We start from the raw sequence: 19466 nt of genomic DNA, 5'->3' as shown, positions 1-19466 counted from the left end.
CCACCGGTATGCAACGCCGGTCCGGCGACCTTTCGGTCGGCGACGCTTCAGCCGGCGACCGCGAGCGCGAGCGGCAGCACCGCCGGCGCGCCGGCCCGGCGCAGTGCCCGCCCGGCCAGCACCATGGTCCAGCCGGAGTCCACCAGGTCATCGACCAGCAGGACCGGCCCATCCAGCTCGGCGAGCCCGGCGCCCACCTCGGGCGGCACGGAGAACGCGTCGTGCAGGGCACGCACCCGCTGGGCGCTGTTGCCACGGGCACCACCGTCACCGGCGCGCCGATCCAGCGCGCCCAGCAACGGCAGCCGCCCGACCGCGGCGATCCGCGCCGCGGTGCTGCCGACCAACTCCGGCCGCCGATGGGAGCCGACCGCGACCACGCCGGCGGGCCGTTGCGCCCAGCGATCGTCGCCGTGCGCCCATGCCTTGAGCACCTCGACCACCGCATCGGCGAGCGCGTCGGGCAGCGGCCCGTCCGGCGACTCCGGAGCGACCAGGCCGCGCAGGCGCCCGCCCCAGCCGAGATCCGACAGGCGGCCGACCGCCCGGCCGGGCAGCACCTGTTCCTCGGCCGGGATGCGCCCCTTGAGCTGCACACCGACCGCCGAGAGGCCGGTGGGCCACTGCTTTTTCGGGCCGATCTCCACACCCGGCCGGCCCAGGAAGGTCTGCGCGGCGGCCAGCGTCGCCGCGGTCACCTCCGCGTCGAACTGTGGACCCGCGCAGGTGTCGCAGCGACCGCACGGTGTCGCCTCCGGGTCGTCCAGGCAGCGGCGCAGGAACTCCATCCGGCACCCGGTGGTCTCCGCGTAGTCCACCATGCTGCGCTGCTCGGCGGTGCGCGCCTCGGCAACCCGCCGCAGGCGCGCGGTGTCGTAGGTCCATGGCTGACCGGTGGCCACCCAGCCGCCGCGCACCCGGCGGACCGCCCCGTCCACGTCCAGCACCTTGAGCATCAGCTCCAGCCGGGTGCGCCGCAGGTCGACCATCGGCTCCAGGGCGGGCGTGGACAGCGGCCGGTCGGTGTCGAGCTGAGCCAGCACCGCACGCACCTGCTCCTCCGGCGGAAAGGCGAGCGAGGCGAAGTAACGCCAGATCGCCGCGTCCTCACGGCCGGGCAGCAGCACCACCTCCGCGTGCGCCACCGCCCGCCCGGCCCGGCCCACCTGCTGGTAATAGGCGATCGGGGACGGCGGCGCGCCCAGGTGCACGACGAAGCCGAGATCCGGCTTGTCAAAGCCCATGCCGAGCGCGGACGTGGCGATCAACGCCTTGATCTTGTTGTCCAGCAGGTCCTGCTCGGCGGCGCGCCGGTCGGCGTCCTCCACCTGGCCGGTGTAGGCGGCCACGGCGAACCCGCGGCCACGCAGGAACTCCGCGGTCTCCAGCGCCGCCGCGACCGTCAACGTGTAGACGATGCCGGACCCGGCCAGCCCCTCCAGGTGGTCGGCGAGCCAGGCCAACCGGTGCGCCGGGTCGGCCAGCGGGACCACCGCCAGGCGCAGCGACTCGCGGTCCAGCGGGCCGCGCAGCACCAACGCGTCGCCCAACTGCTCGGCGACGTCGGCGGTGACCCGGGCGTTGGCCGTGGCGGTGGTGGCCAGCACCGGGATGCGCGCCCCGAGCCCCGCCAGGAACGTGCGCAGCCGACGGTAGTCCGGCCGGAAGTCGTGCCCCCAGTCGGAGACGCAGTGCGCCTCGTCGACCACCAGCAGCCCGGTGCTGGCGGCCAGGTCGGGCAGCACGTTGTCGCGGAAGTCCGGGTTGTTCAGCCGCTCCGGGCTGATCAGCAGCACGTCGACGGCCCCGGCACGGATCTCCGCGGTGATCTCCGACCACTCGTCGAGGTTCGCCGAGTTGATGGTGCGCGCGCGGATGCCGGCCCGGGCCGCGGCCTCCACCTGGTTGCGCATCAGAGCCAGCAACGGCGACACGATCACGGTCGGGCCGGCGGGCGGCTCCTCGGCCTCGGCTGCGAGACCGTCACGCAGCAACGCGGTCGCCACGAAGTAGACCGCGGACTTGCCCCACCCGGTGCGCTGCACACAGAGCACCCGGCGCCGGTCGACGACCAACGCCTCGATCGCCCGCCACTGATCCTCCCGCAGGACGGCGTGCGCACCGGCCAGCCGCCGCAGCACCTCCTCGGCGCACTCACGCACGGCGGCACGCTCCGCCTCCGTCACGGCCGCCTCCGCCACGGTCGCACGCGCCGCCGCGGCGCCCGCCTCGGTCTCACTCACGGCAGCATGTCTACCAGCCGCCACCGACAATCGGCCCGCACCGGCTCACCGACCCAGCACCGATCCCCCGTTCACGTTGATGATCTGGCCGGTCACGTAGCCGCCGCCCGGGCCGGCCAGCCATCGAACCGTCTCGGCGATGTCGGACGGCTCACCGGGCCGGTTGACCAGGGTGGCGTCGATCCGCCGCCGGTGACCCTCGGGCGTCATCCGGCCGGCGAAGAACTCGCTGTCGACCACGTAGCCGGGGGAGATCACATTCGCGGTCACGCCCTCCGCGCCCAGCTCGGTCGCCAGATCGAGGACGAACCCGTGCAGGGCGGCCTTCGCCGCCGAGTACGGGCCGCCCCCGCCACGCTGCGCCGCGATGGAGCTGGTCAGGATGATCCGCCCGCCCGGGCGCCGCAGCAGCGGCCGCAGCGCCTCGGTGAGCAGCACGGCGGTCAGCACGTTCGAGTCCAGGTTCGCCCGCCACCACGCGGCCACCCCGGCCAGCATCGAATCGTCCCCGGACAGGTAGGCACCGGCGTTGTTGACCAGCACATCCACCGCCCGGCCGGCGACCGCGTCGACCACCGCCGGGAGTTGCTCCGGATCGGTCAGATCGGCGGTGACCGCGCTCGCCTGCGGGCCGATCCACTTGACCGCGTCGGCCAGCACCTGCGGGCGCCGGCCGACGATGATGACGTCGTAACCCTCGCCGGCCAACATCCCGGCGGTCGCCCGCCCGATGCCGGTGCCGCCGCCACTGATCACTGCGAGTCTCGCCATGGCCCGACCCTATCCGGGCCGGGCGCTACACCGGAACGGGCATAGGGCGGCCCTGCATCGCGCTGATCGCGGCGACGGCGGTGTCCGGATGATCGGTGAACACCCCGTCCACGCCCAGGCGCAGGAACAGCTCGTACTCGGCGATGCCGTCGCCGCGCCCGGCCGGGTTGTCACCGATCCGGTGGTCCAGCGGCAGGAACGGGTTCTCGGCCCGGAACGTCCACGCGTGCACCGCCAGCCCGGCCGCGTGCGCGTCGGACACCAGCGTGGTCGGCGCACGGAGGCGGCCGGCCGCGTCGCGGGGCACGATCAGATCCTTGTCCGGGCCCACGCCGTACGCGTACTCGGCGATGGTCCGCAGGTCGCCCGGCTCGTCCAGCAATTGGATCAGGCGCAGGTCGGTCATCGACCGCAGCTTGCGGAGGTTGGCCGCCTCGAACGACTGGATCAGCACCGGCGCGGACGGGCCGGTCAGGCCGTTGGCGTGCAGCGCGGACACCAGAGGCTCTTCGAGCGCCAGCCCGATCGACTGGAAGTGACTGGGCAACTTGGTCTCCGGGTACACCCCGATCGCCCGGCCCAGCCGGCGTTCCTCGGCGCGGGCCAGATCGAGGATCTCCTGCAGGGTCGGGATCGAGAACTCACCGTCGAACAGCGTGTTCTGCGGCCGTACGCTCGGCAACCGCTCCACTGCACGCAGCGTACGCAGCTCGGCCAGCGTGAAGTCCTCGGTGAACCAGCCGGTGACCGTCCGGCCGCCAATGATCTTGGTGGTACGCCGGTCGGCGAACTCGGGCCTGGCCGTCACGTCGGTGGTGCCGGAGATCTCGTTCTCGTGCCGCGCCACCAACACGCCGTCGGCGGTCGACACCAGGTCGGGTTCTATGTAGTCGGCCCCCAGCCGGATGGCTAGCTGGTAGGACTCGAGGGTGTGTTCCGGGCGGTATCCGCAGGCGCCGCGGTGGCCGATGACCAGCGGCGCTGTCGACACAGATGTCACGTTATGAGTCAACCGGCGGCGGGCAACGACGCGGCGGGCGAGATCTGACAAAAGGGTGAACGTCACCCTGTGGTGAGATGACCGTCAGCAATGGTCGAAGGGAGAACGGCATGCGCGACCGCGCTCCGTGGCGATACCCGGCGCGCATCGTGCCCACGGCGTTCCTCGGCATCATCGCCCTCGGCACCGGGCTGATGATGCTGCCGGCCGCGACCGCCGGGCCACACGGCGCGCCGTTCGTCGTCGCGGTGTTCACCGCCACCTCCACGGTCTGCGTGACCGGGCTGACCGTGGTCGACACGCCGACGTACTGGTCCACCTTCGGCGAGGTGCTGATCACCGTGCTCTCTCAGGTCGGCGGGTTCGGCATCATGACGCTGGCGACGCTGCTCAGCCTTCTGGTGTCGCGCCGGCTGCGGCTGCGCAACCGGCTGATCGCCCAGGCCGAGAGCGCCGGATTGGCGGGCGGCAACATCGGGGGCATCCTGATCCGGATCGCCCTGGTCATGTTCGTCTCCGAGGCGATCATCGGGACCATCCTGATGCTGCGCTTCTGGCTGCACTACGACTATTCCCCGGGACGGGCGGCGTACCAGGCCGTGTTCCACGCCGTGCAGTCGTTCAACAACGCCGGATTCACCCTTTATCCGGACAGCTTCGTCCGGTTCGTCGACGACTGGTGGATCTGCCTGCCGGTGGCCCTGGGTGTGCTCGGCGGGTCGATCGGATTCCCGGTGCTGTTCGAGCTCGCCCGCGAGGCCCGGCGACCGGCCGGATGGTCCACGCACACACGGCTGACGGTCTGGGGCACGGTGCTGCTGACCAGCGCCGGGTCGCTGCTGTTCCTGGTCTTCGAGTGGAGCAACCCGGACACGCTCGGTCCGCTCGGCGCGAACACCAAGGTGCTGGCCGCGTTCTTTCAGGACGTGATGACCCGCTCCGGCGGCTTCAACACCATCGACCTGGGCATGATGCACAGCCAGACGATCGCGGTCGCGAACATCATGATGTTCATCGGCGGCGGCACGGCGAGCACCGCCGGCGGCATCAAGGTGACCACCTTCCTGCTGCTCGCCTTCGTCATCTGGGCGGAGATCCGGGGCGAGCCCGACGTGGTGGTGCGGCATCGCCGGATCGCCGAGGAGACCCAGCGGCAGGCCGTCACGGTCGCGCTGCTCGGGGTGGCCCTGGTCGCAGCCGGCACGCTCGCGCTCATCCTGCTGGACGAGCGGGTGCCGTTCGACCGGGCGCTGTTCGAGGTCACGTCCGCGTTCGCCACCGTCGGGCTGAGCACCGGCATAACGTCGGATCTGCCGCCGTCGGCGCAGCTCGTGCTCGTCGCCTTGATGTACATCGGGCGGGTAGGCACGATCGCGGTAGGCACCGCGATCGCGCTGAACACCCGTCGGCGCCAATACCGATACCCGGAGGAGCGACCCCTCGTTGGCTGATTCGACATCCCCGCACAGCGACAACGTCGTGGTGATCGGGCTGGGCCGGTTCGGCGGCGCGATCGCCGCGTCCCTGCTGGCGCTCGGCCATGAAGTGCTCGGCATCGATTCCGACGAGAGAATCGTGCAGGACTGGGCGGACCGCCTCACCCACGTGGTGGAGGCGGACGCCACCGACACCGACACCCTGCGGCAGCTCGGCGTGCAGGATTTTCCGCGTGCCGTCGTCGGCATCGGCACCAACCTGGAGACCAGCGTGCTGTCCGTGTTGTCGCTGAGTGAGGTGGGCGTACCGGAGATCTGGGCGAAGGCGACCAGCGCCAAGCACGGCCACATCCTGTCCCGCATCGGCGCGCACCACGTGATCTATCCCGAGGCCGAGATGGGTGAACGAGTCGCGCACATGATGACCGGACGGATGCTGGACTACATCGAGTTCGACGACGGCTTCGCGATTGCCAAGGTGCGAGCGCCGGCCGAAGCCACGGGCCGCACCCTCGCCGATGCGGGGCTGCGCACAAAGTGGGGCATAACGGTCGTAGGCACCAAGATGCCCGGCACGGACTTCACGTACGCGCGGCCGGAGACCATGGTGCCCGACGGCGCCCTGCTGATCGTGGCCGGGAACACCAAGAAGGTGGAGCAGTTCGCCGCGTCGACGTGATCGGCCACGCGGTGGCCACCCTCCGGGTCATGCGGTGTCGTCGGTGGCCCGGTGCTCGGCCGGTGCGCCGGTGCCCGGGTCCGCCGGTTCGACAATCGCCACCGCGCCGAGCACCTCGGCTCGGCACGACTGCCCGTCGACGGTGAAGGCGAGCGGGAGGGGGTTGCTCCCCCGGTAAGACCCTCGCACTCCGACCGCGGCCGACTCGCCGGGGGCCAGGTCCGGCCCGGCGCGCAGGGAAACCAGGTGGCCGTGCTGGCTGGCCCGCCGTGTGCCGCCGATGAGGCGTTGCGCGCCGGGATACCGGAACTGCATCGTCCACCCGGACATCGTGTCGGTGCCGATGTTGCCCACCGTGACGCGCGCCCAGAAGTCCCGGCCAGAGTCGCGTTCCACCTGGTAGCGCACCTTGCAGTGCGGGTGTTGCAGGGAGGGGAGCACCGCGGTGCCGACGGCGGCAGCCTGGGGTGTTCCGACCTCGTCGGCTTCCCGGCCGGACGACCAGACCAGCCCGGCCACGGCGAGCATCGCCACGGTCATCGTCACGGCCTGCAGGCGGCGCCGGCCGGCCAGCGCGGCATGCGACACCCGTGCCGGAAGGCGCGCGAGACCGGCGCGGAAGGCCGCGACGATGCTCGGCGACGGCTCGGCGGGAGACGATGGTGCGGCCGTGGCGGGCGGCTGGGCCGATCCGGAGAACTGGGCAGGCCCGGAGAACTGGCCTGCCCCGGAGAACTGGGCAGGCCCGGAGAACTGGGCTGCTCCGGAGAACTGGGCCGGTTGCGCCGGGAGGGGGACCGGCACGTCGGCCAGGGCCGCCAGTTCGAGCGCCAGCGTCGCGGCGGTCGGCCGATCCTCCGGGCGCTTGGCCAGGCAACGCAAGCAGAGCTCACGCACCGGATCGGGGAGTCCGTTGCGCACCGGCAGCGGCTCCGGATCGGTGTAGAGGTGTGCCCGCAGCGCCGCCGCGGTGTCCCGGGCGTGCCAGGGCAGCCGGGCGGTGAGCGCCCGGTAGAGCAGCACGCCGAGCGCGTACACGTCGGCTGCGGGTGAGACCGGACCGCCGCCGAGGCGTTCCGGGGCCAAGTATGCCGGCGTGCCGAGGAGACTGCCGTCCGGCGCGGTATCGCACTGGCCGATCGCCGCGGCGATGCCGAAATCCACCACCTTGGCGCCGACGGACGTGAGCATGACGTTGGCCGGAGTCACGTCGCGGTGCACGAGTCCCTGAGCGTGCGCGGCGCCCAGGGCCGACGCCACCTGAGCCGCCATGGTCACTGCCGCGGTCCAGTCCAGGGCACCGTCGCGGGCCAGCCGGGCGGCCACCGACGGTCCGTCGTTGAGCTCCATCACCACGTACGGCACGGGGCGCGCGCCGGACGTCGACCACTCGCCGAAATCGAGGATGGTGGTGATGTGCGGATGGCGCAGCCGGGCCGCCGCGCGGGCTTCCTGCCGCAGCCGGTCACGGAAGGTGCCGTCGCCGGCGTGCCGCGAGGCCAGCACCTTGATTGCGACGTCGCGGCCGAGGATCTCGTCGTGGCCGCGCCACACCACGGACATGCCGCCGGTGCCGAGCCTCTCGACCAGGCGGTACCGGCCACCGACGTGCCCCTTCCGCCCCATAAGCCGATTGTCGCCGCAAATCCGATCGCTCGTAGCCGCACGCGGAAAGCCGCCGGCTGACCCCAGGAGGTATCGCGCCGCTTGTCCGGCATCGTGCGATATCCGGTGACCGCGACGCGGGGAGGCGGGCTGGGTCAGGAGTTGAGGAGCTGATCGACCGGGGCGTAGTCGTCGGTGAGCACCCGGGCGTCATCCATGAACGTCTCCAGTTGATCCCCGGTCAGCATGGTCACCGGTTCGTCCACCAGGTCGAGCCGGGTCTGGACCGCCGCGGGGAGCGGGCGGCGGGACGCCACGATCACGAAGTTGGAGCCGGTGGTACCCGCGATCGCATCGGCCGGCGCGATCAGCGCGACGTGCGGGAACACGTCCGCCACCGTGGCCAGCTCGGCGCGGATGAACCGGTCCGGCGGGTAGTCGATCACGTTCTGCGCGTACACACCGTCCTCGGCCAGCACCCGCGCGATGTCCGCGGCCATCTCCCGGGTGGCCAGGTGCCACGGCACCACCAGATGACCGAAGGCGTCCCCGACCACCAGGTCGTAGGCGGCGCTCGGCCGCTCGGCCAGGCCCACCCGGGCGTCGCCGACGCGTACCCGCAGATCCCGGCCGGTGCGCAGGCCGAGCTCCGCGCGGTCCAGCTCGACCAGGCCGCCGTCCAGCTCCAGAACGAGCTGGTCGCTGCCGGGGCGGGTGCTGCGCACATACTCCGGCACGGTGAACCCGCCGCCGCCCAGGTGCAGCGCGGCGATCGGGGCACCGGCCGGGCGGAACGCGTCCGTCACCGCGCCGATCCATTGCACGTACGCGAATTCGAGGTGCCGCGGATCGTTGAGGTCGACGTACGAGTGCCGGGCCGAATTCAGGATGAGCGTCCGCCCACCGGCCACCGACGCGTCCTTGTCCACGCGCGCGCAGTGATAGGCGGTCTCCACGTCGCACGGGGTCGGCGAAGCCACACCCAGGCCCGCCCCGACCAGGCCCACGGTCACCAGCACCGCACGGGTGCGGCGATCCGCAGGCACCATCGCCCGCAGGTACCAGCCCAGCGCAGCACCGGACACCGCCAGAAAACCGGCCAGGGTCAGGATGATCCAACTGGTGGGCATCGCGGCGACGAAGATGAACCCGGTGGCCAGCGTGGCGGTGATCGCCCCGAGCGTGCCGACGGCGGACAGGCGGCCCACCACCTGGCCGGTCCGGCGCAGATCGCCGAGCTGCAGCTTCACCACCAGCGGCGTGATCGCGGAGAGCAGGAACGCGGGCAGGAACACGGCCATCGCGGCGAGCAGCAGCACCGCGGGCGCCGCACCGCCGCGCAGGACCTCGCCGCCCCACCGGACCAGCGGCAACGTCACCGCGGTCCCGATGGCGGCCAGAATCAGCGCCGGGGCAAGCAGGTGACGCGGATCGAACCGGTCGGCCAGCCGGCCGCCCAGCCAGGTGCCGTACGCGATGGCGGCCAGCGAAATGCCGATCACCGAGCTACTCACCTGCAGGGTGACGCCGACGTACGGGCCGACCAGTCGCAACGCGACGATCTCCAGGACCAGCACCGCGCCGCTGGCGAAGAAGACCAGGGAGGTGGCGAGTGCGGACGGCAGCGCACGCGGATTCTCCATCGCGCGGATGCTACCCGGACGCCCGGCCGTCCCCGGGCATCCGCGCGGTCACAGCACGGACAGGTGCACGTGGTTGGTGTGCACGGCGGCCGGATCCCCGGTCGCGCTGTATTTGCGCCACCCTGTGCTCGGCATCCAGATCTGCCGGTACCAGATCACATACATCACGCCGAGCCTGGACGCGTTCTTCACCAGGTACGCCGCCAGGCTGTCCCCGTACGACTTGTCGTCGCCGGTGGCCGCGACGTTCTCGAACCCGCCCGCCGCCGCGGAGAAGTCACAGGCGCGGCCCTTCGGGTGCTCCCCGGAGGACCGCTGGCTGAAGCAGGACGTGTAACGCTTGAAGCTGGCCGCCCGTGCCTGCTGGTACGCGTTCAGCAGCCGCGGCGTGATGCACCCGCTCGTGGTCGGGTCGTTGACCGTGCAGCCCTCGCTGGGCAAGGAGCCGTCGGAGTTGCGCGGGGCCGCCTTGGCCGATGCGGAGCCGCCGCCCGCGAAGCCGCCCGCCGCGCCGCCGCCGCCCACGCTGGCCAGCGCCTGCTCGGCCTGTTCCTTCTTCTTGGCCATCACGGTGACCTGCTTGCTCTGCTCCTTGACCTCCAGGTCGATCGCCTTCTTGGCGCGCTCCGCGGTGGTCACCGCCGCCTGGTAGCGCACCAGCGCCTGCCCGTTGATCTGCGCCATCATGTCCAGGCCCTGCACGCGCTGCAGAAACGTGTTCGGCGAGCTGCTGCTGAGCAGCATCGACATGGTGTTGAAGCGGCCCAGCCGGTACGACCGGTCGGCCACCTCCTTGACCTGATCCTCCAGCGACTTGGCGTCGACCTGAGCGGCGATCAGCGCGGTCTGCAATTGCTTCTGCCGCTTCTTGGAGGCGTCCAGCTTCTGCTTCGCCTCGACGTGTCCCTTGGCTGCCGACTCGAGCTGCTCCCGCAGCGTCTTCGAGCCGCCCTCGGGGTCCGCCCACGCGGGCGAACCGGGTGCCACCGCGAGCATCGCGAACGCGACGATGGACGCGCACACGCACGCCGTCCGCCGCAGGAGTGCCGCCGCCACGATCTTCCTCCCTGTCTCCGGGCGTCGGACTCTACCTCGCGCGCGGTCGCAGCGGCAGGCGCTCAGGTGGCGGAATATCCACCATCGACGAAGAGTGTCTGGCCGGTCACGGCGCTGCTCGCGTTGCCGGCCAGATAGACGGCGCACCCGGCGAAGTCGGCGGGGACGCCGTTGCGCCCGGTCAGCGCGCGCGCCTCGTGCGTCGCGGCGCGCGCCGGTTCGGCGAACACCTGCTCGGTCATCGGCGTGCGCACCAGGCCGGGCGCCACCGCGTTGCAGCACACGCCGTGCCGCGACCATGCCTCGGCCTGCGACCGGGTCAGCGCCACCAGGCCGGCCTTGGAGACCCCGTACGCCCCGCTGTTGCCGAACGCGCGGAACGCCTGCTGGGACGCGACGTTGATGATCCGCCCCCAGCCGCGCGCCGCCATCGCCGGGCCGAACGCCTGCCCGAGCAGGAACGGCGCGGTGAGGTTGGCGGCCAGCACGGCGTCCCAGACATCCGCGCCGAGCTCGTCCAGCGGCGGTCGCGGGTTCACGCCCGCCGCGTTCACCAGAATGTCCGGCGAACCGTGCCGCTCACCGACCGCCGCGACGGCGGCGTGCAACGCGGGCCGGTCGGCCAGGTCCGCGGTGACCGCGGCGGCGACGGCGCCGTGCCCGGTCAGTTCCGCCACCGTCTCGTCCAGCGGCCCGGCCCGGCGGCCGACCACCACGATCCGCGCCCCGGCCCGGCCCAGTGCCACGGCCATCGCCCGGCCGATGCCGGTGCCGCCACCGGTCACCACCGCCAGCCGACCGTGCAGGCCGATCAGCTCGGCCAGATAGTCGTGCATGGTCGTCACACCCCGTCGGGGAAGAGCGTGTCCCGGGCCGTACGCCAAATCTCCGGGTTGGCCGCCACCAGCAGGCCGCGGTCGTCATCCACCGGGCGGTACGGGCTGCCGTCCAGGTGCAGCACGGTGCCGCCCGCCTCCCGCACGATCAGCGCGCCCGGCACGTGATCCCACGGCAGGACCCGCCAGAACAGGCAGAACTGCTGCTCGTCGGTGGCGACCGCGGGGTACTCGTATCCGGCGCAGTGCCGGCCCGCGGTCACCTCGCCCAGATGCCGGGCGTTCGTCCGGGCCACCGCGCGCATGTCCGGCGGAAGGTATTTGGACGCCACCACACCCCGCAGCTCGGCCGGTCCCGGGTCGTCGCTGCGCGTCTTCAACCGCACCCCGTCGCGATAAGCTCCGGCACCCGCCTCCGCGGTCACCATCCGGTCGCCCACCACGTCGAGGATCCACGCCTGCACCGGCTCGCCACCGCGCAGCAAGGCGACCATGATCGCGAACGGCGTCTTTCCGGCGGCGAAGTTGTTGGTCCCGTCGACCGGGTCCACCACCCACACATCGCCGGTGTCGCCGACCCGGCCCAGCACGCCGGGGTCGGCGGCGACCGCCTCCTCGCCGACCACCTCGGAGCCGGGCAACAGGGCGGTCAGCCCGCGCGCCAGCGCACGCTCGGACTCCTGGTCCGCCACGGTCACCAGGTCGCCGGGCGCCTTCTGCTGCACGTCCCCGTCGCCGAGGCGGCGGAACCGGGGCAGCACGACGGTCGCCGCGACCTCCCGGATCAGCTCGTCGACACCATCAACCACGAGGCGGCAGCTTCACGACGCTGACGAAGAACTCGTCGATCTGCCGGATCACCGAGATGAACCGCTCGAAGTCGACCGGCTTGGTCACGTACGCGTTGGCGTGCAACTGATAGCTGCGCAGGATGTCCTCGTCGGCGGACGACGTGGTGAGCACCACCACCGGGATGCGCCCCAGTTCGTCGTCTCTCTTGATCTCCTCCAGCACCTCGCGGCCGTCGCGGCGGGGCAGGTTGAGATCGAGCAGGATCAGGTCCGGGCGTACGGCGTCCGCGTACTGACCCTCCCGGCGCAGGTAGGACAACGCCTCGGCGCCGTCGGAGACCACGGTGAGCCGGTTACGGACCTTGTGCTCCTCGAAGGCCTCCTGGGTCATCAGCACGTCGCCCGGGTCGTCCTCGACCAGTAGCACCTCGATCGGTGTGCCATCGTGCCGCAGCGGGCCGGTCATGTGGTCACCTCGTTCAGTTCGTCATCCTGCGCCGGGTTCTCCGGACTTGTCTGGCCGCTCTCCTCGGCCGGGCTGAGCACCACCGGCATCGGAAGCGTGAAGTTGATCGAGGTGCCCTCCTCGACCTCCAGGTCGAGCCAGATCCGGCCGCCATGGTATTCGACGATCTTCTTCACGATCGCCAGGCCGATGCCGGTTCCCTCGTATGCGTCCCGGGCGTGCAGCCGCTGGAAGATCACGAAGACCTTGTCGGCGAACTCGGCTTCGATGCCGATGCCGTTGTCGCGCACCGTGATCCGCCAGTGCGCGTCGTCCTCGTCGCGCTCCGCGCTGATCTGGATGACCGGCGGCGCGTCCGGGCGGCGGAACTTCAGTGAGTTGCCGATCAGGTTCACGAACAGCGTGGTGAGCAGCGGTTCCTCGCCCTCCACCGTGGGCAGGTCGGACCAGGTGATCTCGCCGTCGTCGGCCAGCCGGGTCTCCATCTGCGAGGCCACCTCGGTGAGCACCGCGTTCAGGTCGACCTCGGTGAAGCCGCTGGTGAGCCGTCCGATGCGGGAGAACGCCAGCAGATCGTTGATGAGCCGCTGCATGCGCTGCGCGCCGTCCACCGCAAACGCGATGTACTGGTCCGCCCGCTCATCCATCTGCCCGGCGTACCGCCGTTGCAGCAACTGGCAGAAGCTGGCCACCTTGCGCAGGGGTTCCTGCAGGTCGTGCGAGGCGACGTAGGCGAACTGCTCCAAGTCACGGTTTGACCGGGTGAGCTCGTCGGCCTGCTGCTTGAGCTGATCGTTCACCCACTCGACCTGGCCGCGAGCGTCACGCACCTCGGTCAGCTCGGCGGCGATCTGCCGGCGCATGCCGTCCACGTCGGCGGCCAGGCGGACCAGCTCCGGCGACCCGCCGCTGGAGATCTCCCGCTCGAAGTTGCCGCCCGCCACCTCGCGCACCTGCTCGGCGAAGGTGAGCACCGGACGCGTCACCAACCGGTCCAGCAGCAACATCAACAGCGCACCGGCCAGCACGATGATCGCCGCGGCGGCGATCTCGATGGCCACCAGGGTGCGGCTGGTGTCGCGCGCGGTGGTGGCGGCCCGGTCGCGCAACACCTGGATCTCGGCCTGCAGAGCGTCGATGGCGATGCGCAGGTCGTCGAACTGGGTGGTGCTTGCCGCCTCGATCAGTGCGCGGCCGGCCTCCGGCCCGTCGGCGCGCACGGCGGCGAGCACCGGATCGGCCACCTCCGCGTGCCAGGCCCGGGTGCGCTGCTGAACCGCTTCCAGCGCGGCCCGGACGCGGGTGTCCCCCGGCGGGGTCAGGCTCTCCAGCCGGACGAGCAACTGCCGCTCCTGCTGCAGCCCGGACCGGTACGGCTCCAGGTTGTCGTCGTTGCCGCTGATGGCGTACCCGCGGATGCCGGTTTCCTGGTCGACCATCGCGGAGGTGAGCTGCTCCCCGGCCAGCCGCATCGGCCCGGCCCGGTTCAGCAGATTGTCCAGTTGCCGGCGGTTCTCCGCCGCGCTCAGCACGGCGACCACACCCAGCGCGGTGAGCAGCAGACCCACCGTCACGCACAGGGCCAGCACCCGGCGGCGCAGCGTCCACGAGGCGAACACCGTCATCGCCCGTTTCCGCGGGAGATCAGCAGCATCGCCACGTCGTCCGCCAGCGGCCCGCCGTTGACCTGCTCGGCTCGGCCCACCAGCCAGGCCGGCAACGCGGACAGCGGCACGTCGGCCGCGGACGTCTCGCCGAGCAGATCACACAAGCCGGCCACCTCCAGGCGCTCGTTGCCGTCGCCGGTCTTTCCCTCGATCAACCCGTCCGTGTACATCAGCAAGGACCAGTCATGGCCGGTGAACTCCACGTCGGTAGCAGGGGTGGGTGCCGGACGCACGCCCAGCACGATGCCGGTGCGGGCGGACACCGGCTGGGCGCTGCCGTCGGCGAGCAGCACCGGCGGCGGATGGCCGGCCAGCCGTACGGTAGCGCGGTTGCCGGCCAGATCGACCGCGATGGACGCCACGGTGGCGAACACCTCCCGGGCGCGGCGCTCGGTCATCAGGACCTGTTCCAGGGCGCTCAAGATCTCGTCGTCCGAGACGCCGGCCAGCACCAGCGCGCGCCAGGCCACCCGGAGCTCCACCCCGAGCGCGGCCTCCTCGACCCCGTGCCCGCAGACGTCGCCGACGATCACATGCAGCTTGTCGTCGCCGACCTGGACCACGTCGAAGAAGTCGCCACCCAGCAGACCCATGGCGCGTCCGGAACGATAGAACGTGTGCACCGCGACGCGCGTGGTCTGCATGAGCGGCTGCGGCAACAGGCCCCGCTCCAAGCGAGCGGACTCGGCCTGGCGCAGCTCCACCTCGCGCAGCCGACGGGCGTTCTCGTCGGCACGTTTGCGCTCCACCGCGTAGCGCAGGGCACGGACCAGCAGCACGCCGTCCACCTGGCCCTTGACCAGGTAGTCCTGGGCGCCCTCGGCGACCGCGGCCACCCCCAGGTGCTCGTCGGAGCGGCCGGTCAGCACGCACACCGCCGCGCTGCCCGCGATGGACAGGAAGCGGCGCAGGCCGTCGATGCCCTCCGCATCCGGCAGACCGAGATCCAGCAACACGCAGTGCACGCCCCGCATCAGCGGTCGTGCCCCGCTCAGGCTGGTCGCCACCACCAGATCGAAGGGGGCGCCGGCCTCGCTGAGCAACTCGCGGACCAGGAAGGCGTCACCCTCGTCATCCTCGACCAGCAAGACCCGCAGCCGCTCCGGAGCGGTGCCCATGCTCGCGCCCGTCACGCTACGGGGCGCGACCGACCCTTCAGTCATGTGCAGTTACCCCAGTCGACGACGGTTGCCAGTGCGGTGCGTGTTGGGCTGATCGTGTACCACCACGGTCCGTGACACAACATCGGTATGGTCACGTCTGCTCGGTGGACTCTGCGGCGACCCGGCGGGCGTGCTGAGCGATCACCTCGCCGAGGATGCCATGAAGCCGGCCGCAATCCCGGCAATGCAGGTTCTCATCCAGGTGACGGCCGCCGCAGCCGGCGCACCTGCCCCGATCGTGCGGATCGTGATATTGAACCAGCGCGCGACACAACGCACGTGCCACATGGTCGGTCATCGCGAAGGTCGCCTCGCCCAGAGCCGTACGCACCCCGACCACCCCGACCGGGGCGGCGGAAGGCGCCGGGTCGTACGCCGCGACCCGCTCGATGAACTCCGCCAGCACCGCGGCGGGGTCGAACGGCTCGGTCACGCATCAACGCTATGCCACCGGCCATGAAGATCGCCGGGGTACCCGGCCCGGACCGTACAGGGTTGGATGACATCCATGCGTGACCTTGCCGATCGTGCCCTGGCCCGGCCCCGCCGCCGCGCGCTTGCCGCCCTCGCCGCCGTCCTGGCTGTGGTCGCGGCCGGCTGGTGGTCGCTCGCCGCGGTCACCCCGCCGGACGTGCCCGCGGCATCGGCGCCGGATGCCGAATTTCACGCCGACCGCGCGTTCGGGCAGGTCCGGGCCATCGCCACGAAGCCGCATCCGGTCGGCAGCGCAGCGAACACACGGGTGCGCGAGCACCTGATCGGGCAGTTGCGCGGCCTGGGGCTCGATCCGCAGGTGCAGGACGCCGTCTCGGTGCAGGGCGGTCAACTGTCGTCCAGCGCCGGCGGCGTCGGCCTGGCGCACGTGCGCAACGTGGTCACCCGGATCCCGGGGACCGCCTCCACTGGCCGGATCTTCCTGGTGGCGCACTACGACTCGGTGCAGACGGGCCCCGGCGGCAACGACGACGCGGCGGGCGTCTCCTCGCTCCTGGAGATCGCGCGGGCGCTGACCGCGGGTCCCACGCCGCGCAACGACATCGTGCTGGTGCTCACCGACGGGGAGGAGGCGTGCCTGTGCGGCGCCCAGGCGTTCGTCGGCCAGCACCCGCTGGCCCGCGACGGCGGCATCGTGATCAATCTGGAGGCCCGCGGCTCGTCCGGCCCGGCGATCATGTTCGAGACCTCGGCGGACAACGCCCGGCTGGTTTCGCTCTACGGCGGCGCGCCGCGGCCGGTCGGCACCTCGTTCGCCGTTGAGGTCTATCGGCTGCTGCCCAACGACACCGACTTCACCCCGTTCCGGGAGGCCGGATTCGCCGGGCTGAACAGCGCCTACATCGACGGCGCGGCGGTGTATCACGCGCCCACCGACCGGCCGTCCGCGATGGACCGGCGCAGCCTGCAACAGTTGGGCGCCAATGCACTCTCGGTGACCCGCGCCCTGGGTTCGCGGGACCTCACGACGTTGTCCGCGTCCTGGGACGCCACATATTTTCCGGTCCCCTGGGGCCAAATCACCTATCCGGGTGTCCTGGTGTGGCCGCTCGCGGTGGCCGCCCTGCTCGCCGTGGCCGCGCTGGGCTGGCTGGCACGGCGCCGCGGACGGGTGGGTGGCCGGCACCTGACCGCCGGGGTTCTGCTCGCTCTTGTCCCGCTCGTCCTGGCGCCGGCACTGGCTCAGGGACTCTGGACGCTGCTGCGGCTGATCCGTCCCGGGTACGCGAATCTGCCCGTCGACCCCTACCGGCCCGGCTGGTACCGCGTCGCGGTGGTGGCGTTGGTCGCCGCGGTGGTCTTCGCCTGGTACGCCCTCCTGCGTCGCCGGGTGAGCCCGACCGCCCTGGCCGTCGGTGGGCTCTGCTGGCTGGCCCTGCTCGGCGTGGCGCTCGCGGCGCTGGCCCCCGGCGGTTCCTACCTCACCGCGATACCGGCGCTGGCCGGCGCGCTCGCCGGGCTGGCCGCCCTCGCACCCCGCCGCGTCCCGCCGCGGCCCGGCGGCTCGGCAGGGCCCGCCGCGGTGGCCGTCGGCGGTGTCATCGCCACCATGGTGCTGGCGCCCACCGTGGCGCTCTTCTTCCCCGCCCTGGGGTTGAACCTGGCCGCGTCCGCCGCCTTCTTCAGCACGCTGCTCGCGTTGGCGCTGCTGCCCGTCGTCGACCTGATCCACCCGTCCGCCGGTCGCCGGCAGGGCCTGCCCGCGTTGCGGGCCCGCCGGCTCGGCGCCGCACCGTCGGTCACCGCCCTGGTCGCCGTGATCGTTTGTGCGTCGATCGGCCTTGCCGTGGACCGTTTCGATTCCGCCCACCCGGAGCCCACCCACCTGATGTACGCCCTGGACGCCGGCACCGGAAAGGCGCAGTGGCTCAGCGCGGAGGCCGCGCCCGGCGGCTGGACCGGCCGATACGTTTCCGGCGCGGCACATCCGGTCGTCGACGAACTGCCCGCATTCGGCGAAACGGCGCTGCACACCGGTCCCGCGCCCGCGGCGTCGTTGCCCGCCCCGCAACTCGCCGTCCTGAGCGACAACCGGTCGAGCGGGCTGCGCACGATGCGCCTGCGGGTCACTCCGCGACGCCCGGTGCGGCTCCTCACCCTGCACGTGGGCGCGGACACCCCGGTCACCGCGGCCACCATCGCCGGTCGGCGGGTGGGCGTCGACCGGTCCGCCGGCGGGGCGTGGGGCTTCGGCTTCGTCTTCCACGCACCGCCGCCCGAGGGGGTCACCGTGCAATTGACGGTACGTGCGCCCGGAGCGGTGCGCCTGCGCGTGATGGACGGCAGCGACGGCCTGGGCGGGCTACCCGGGTGGCAGCCCCGTCCGGCGAACGTCGGCATCGTCGGCTCACACACGTCCGAGCTGGTGGCCGTGACACAGACGCGCTCCGTGTGAGGCTCAGACCGGCGTGCGGCGCGCGATGGCTGCCGCGGTGGCGAGCAGCGGGATGCCGCAGGCGGCGAACAGCAGGGGTACCGCGGCGACGTGCGCGCCCAGCGCGAACAGCGTGTAGACCAGCACCGCGACGACCTCGGAGACGAAGCCGGCCACCGACAGCACTGTCGCGCGTGCCCGTCCGGAGATGGCCTCCTGCAAACGCGTCTCGGTGATCACGATGGCGAACTGAAGCACCCCGAACGCCACCGCGATCGGCACCATGCCAGCCGGGTGACCGCTCAACGCGCCCGCCGCCAGCAGCGCCGCGGCCACGCCCACGGCGCCGCCCAGCCGGCCGCGGCCGATGGTGGCGAACCGTCCGGCCAGGGCACTCCCGCCGGCCATGGCGAGCGACGGCAGCGCGAACAGCAGCGGCACCGCCACGGTCGGCGCGCCGGCGGCACGGGAGACCAGGGGAAGATATTCGTCCAGGGCGGTGAAGCCCGGCACCAGGGCGGCCACCGCCACGGCCCAGGCGACGCGGCGGCTGCGGGTGACATCACGGAGCCCGGCACGGATCGTACGGAGATATCCGGCAGCACCACCCCATTCGTCGCTCGTCTGGCGGCGCGGGGCCTCGACGAACCCGAGTGCGACAAGTCCACCGGCCGCCGTGACGACGACACTTGCCGCCCCGACGAGGCGGTATCCGCCCCAGGCGTACGCGGGTGCGGCGAGCACCGTGGCGGACAACATGGCCAGGATCTCGACGGTGCCGCCCCGGCCGGCCACGGCGGCGTACCGTCCGGCGGCGCCGTCGGCGGCCAGCTCGTCATAGATCAGCGCCTCGATCGACCCGGAGGCCAGCGCGCCGCCCAGCCCCCACAGCACGAAACCCAGGGCGAATCCGGGGTAGGCGGGCCACACGAGCCACGAGGCATAACCGGATGCGGTGAGGAAGGCGCCGATCGCGTACAGCCGGCGACGCGACCAACTGTCGGCCCAGGCACCGGAGGGCACCTCGACGACGAAGGCGACCACCGACCAGACGACGAACAGGGTCGAGATCCCGGCGGCCGACACGCCGGCGTCGGCGAACAGCAGGGCGTAGACCGGGTACAGCAGGACGCCGCCCTGACAGGCGCGCACGGCGTAGAACCGCCGAGCGGTCGAGCGTCAATCGGGTGGATGCCGCGTGAACCGGATCATGCGGTCACCCTGGCACCACGAGCTTTCCC

At 72.0% G+C, this 19466-nt stretch carries 16 protein-coding genes; 3 read left to right on the top strand and 13 right to left on the bottom strand.

Going from position 1 to position 19466, the window contains the following annotated elements:
* Positions 1–47 precede the first annotated feature (47 nt).
* The 3 genes from IEY73_RS16520 to IEY73_RS16510 all read right to left on the bottom strand — a co-directional run bounded on the left by IEY73_RS16520 (position 48) and on the right by IEY73_RS16510 (position 4005).
* The gene (locus tag IEY73_RS16520) at positions 48–2186 is read right to left on the bottom strand and encodes a RecQ family ATP-dependent DNA helicase (RefSeq protein ID WP_189080139.1); all 2139 of its coding nucleotides are present in this window, start codon (positions 2184–2186) and stop codon (positions 48–50) included.
* 102 nt (positions 2187–2288) lie between these two features.
* Positions 2289–3014, bottom strand: a complete 726-nt coding sequence (locus IEY73_RS16515) for an SDR family NAD(P)-dependent oxidoreductase (protein ID WP_189080096.1) — start codon at positions 3012–3014, stop codon at positions 2289–2291.
* Between the two features lie 25 nt (positions 3015–3039).
* On the bottom strand, positions 3040–4005 hold the full coding sequence (locus IEY73_RS16510) for a glycerophosphodiester phosphodiesterase (protein ID WP_229715881.1): 966 nt from the start codon (positions 4003–4005) through the stop codon (positions 3040–3042).
* 119 nt (positions 4006–4124) lie between these two features.
* Between IEY73_RS16510 and IEY73_RS16505 the strand changes: the two genes are divergently transcribed.
* Positions 4125–5465: a TrkH family potassium uptake protein gene (locus tag IEY73_RS16505; RefSeq protein WP_189080094.1), complete on the top strand. Its 1341-nt coding sequence runs from the start codon at positions 4125–4127 to the stop codon at positions 5463–5465.
* The gene (locus IEY73_RS16500; protein ID WP_189080093.1) at positions 5458–6129 is read left to right on the top strand and encodes a potassium channel family protein; all 672 of its coding nucleotides are present in this window, start codon (positions 5458–5460) and stop codon (positions 6127–6129) included. The genes IEY73_RS16505 and IEY73_RS16500 overlap by 8 nt, the downstream gene beginning before the upstream one ends.
* 27 nt (positions 6130–6156) lie before the next feature.
* Here the strand turns inward: IEY73_RS16500 and IEY73_RS16495 are convergent, their stop codons facing one another.
* The 9 genes from IEY73_RS16495 to IEY73_RS16455 all read right to left on the bottom strand — a co-directional run bounded on the left by IEY73_RS16495 (position 6157) and on the right by IEY73_RS16455 (position 15789).
* The gene (locus tag IEY73_RS16495) at positions 6157–7755 is read right to left on the bottom strand and encodes a serine/threonine-protein kinase (RefSeq protein WP_189080092.1); all 1599 of its coding nucleotides are present in this window, start codon (positions 7753–7755) and stop codon (positions 6157–6159) included.
* Between the two features lie 134 nt (positions 7756–7889).
* On the bottom strand, positions 7890–9377 hold the full coding sequence (locus IEY73_RS16490; RefSeq protein ID WP_189080091.1) for a fused MFS/spermidine synthase: 1488 nt from the start codon (positions 9375–9377) through the stop codon (positions 7890–7892).
* Positions 9378–9425: 48 nt separating this feature from the next.
* The gene (locus tag IEY73_RS16485; RefSeq protein ID WP_189080138.1) at positions 9426–10373 is read right to left on the bottom strand and encodes a coiled-coil domain-containing protein; all 948 of its coding nucleotides are present in this window, start codon (positions 10371–10373) and stop codon (positions 9426–9428) included.
* Positions 10374–10495: 122 nt separating this feature from the next.
* Complete coding sequence (locus tag IEY73_RS16480) at positions 10496–11269, bottom strand: SDR family NAD(P)-dependent oxidoreductase (protein WP_189080090.1); 774 nt, start codon at positions 11267–11269, stop codon at positions 10496–10498.
* 5 nt (positions 11270–11274) lie between these two features.
* Positions 11275–12078, bottom strand: coding sequence for an inositol monophosphatase family protein (locus IEY73_RS16475; protein WP_189080089.1), 804 nt, complete (start codon positions 12076–12078; stop codon positions 11275–11277).
* Entirely contained in the window at positions 12071–12526 is a 456-nt protein-coding gene (locus IEY73_RS16470; RefSeq protein ID WP_189080088.1) for a response regulator, read from the bottom strand. The genes IEY73_RS16475 and IEY73_RS16470 overlap by 8 nt, the downstream gene beginning before the upstream one ends.
* Positions 12523–14151, bottom strand: coding sequence for a sensor histidine kinase (locus tag IEY73_RS16465; protein ID WP_189080087.1), 1629 nt, complete (start codon positions 14149–14151; stop codon positions 12523–12525). The genes IEY73_RS16470 and IEY73_RS16465 overlap by 4 nt, the downstream gene beginning before the upstream one ends.
* On the bottom strand, positions 14148–15356 hold the full coding sequence (locus tag IEY73_RS16460; RefSeq protein ID WP_189080086.1) for a PP2C family protein-serine/threonine phosphatase: 1209 nt from the start codon (positions 15354–15356) through the stop codon (positions 14148–14150). Before IEY73_RS16460 ends, IEY73_RS16465 begins: the two co-directional genes overlap by 4 nt.
* Before the next feature lie 91 nt (positions 15357–15447).
* Complete coding sequence (locus IEY73_RS16455; protein WP_189080085.1) at positions 15448–15789, bottom strand: hypothetical protein; 342 nt, start codon at positions 15787–15789, stop codon at positions 15448–15450.
* A 75-nt stretch (positions 15790–15864) separates the two neighbouring features.
* On the opposite strand from IEY73_RS16455, the gene IEY73_RS16450 reads away from it, so the two are divergent.
* The gene (locus IEY73_RS16450) at positions 15865–18246 is read left to right on the top strand and encodes a M28 family peptidase (protein ID WP_189080084.1); all 2382 of its coding nucleotides are present in this window, start codon (positions 15865–15867) and stop codon (positions 18244–18246) included.
* Between the two features lie 3 nt (positions 18247–18249).
* Here IEY73_RS16450 and IEY73_RS16445 read toward each other — a convergent pair whose 3' ends face one another.
* Positions 18250–19377 carry an MFS transporter gene (locus tag IEY73_RS16445; RefSeq protein WP_189080083.1) on the bottom strand — a complete coding sequence of 376 codons (1128 nt, stop codon included), beginning with the start codon at positions 19375–19377 and terminating at the stop codon, positions 18250–18252.
* Positions 19378–19466: the final 89 nt, after the last annotated feature.

It is taken from the genome of Mangrovihabitans endophyticus (assembly GCF_014646155.1).
Lineage (GTDB): Bacteria > Actinomycetota > Actinomycetes > Mycobacteriales > Micromonosporaceae > Actinoplanes > Actinoplanes endophyticus.
Note: the sequence above shows the minus strand (reverse complement) of the source record. Positions and strands in the feature narration are given on the sequence as shown.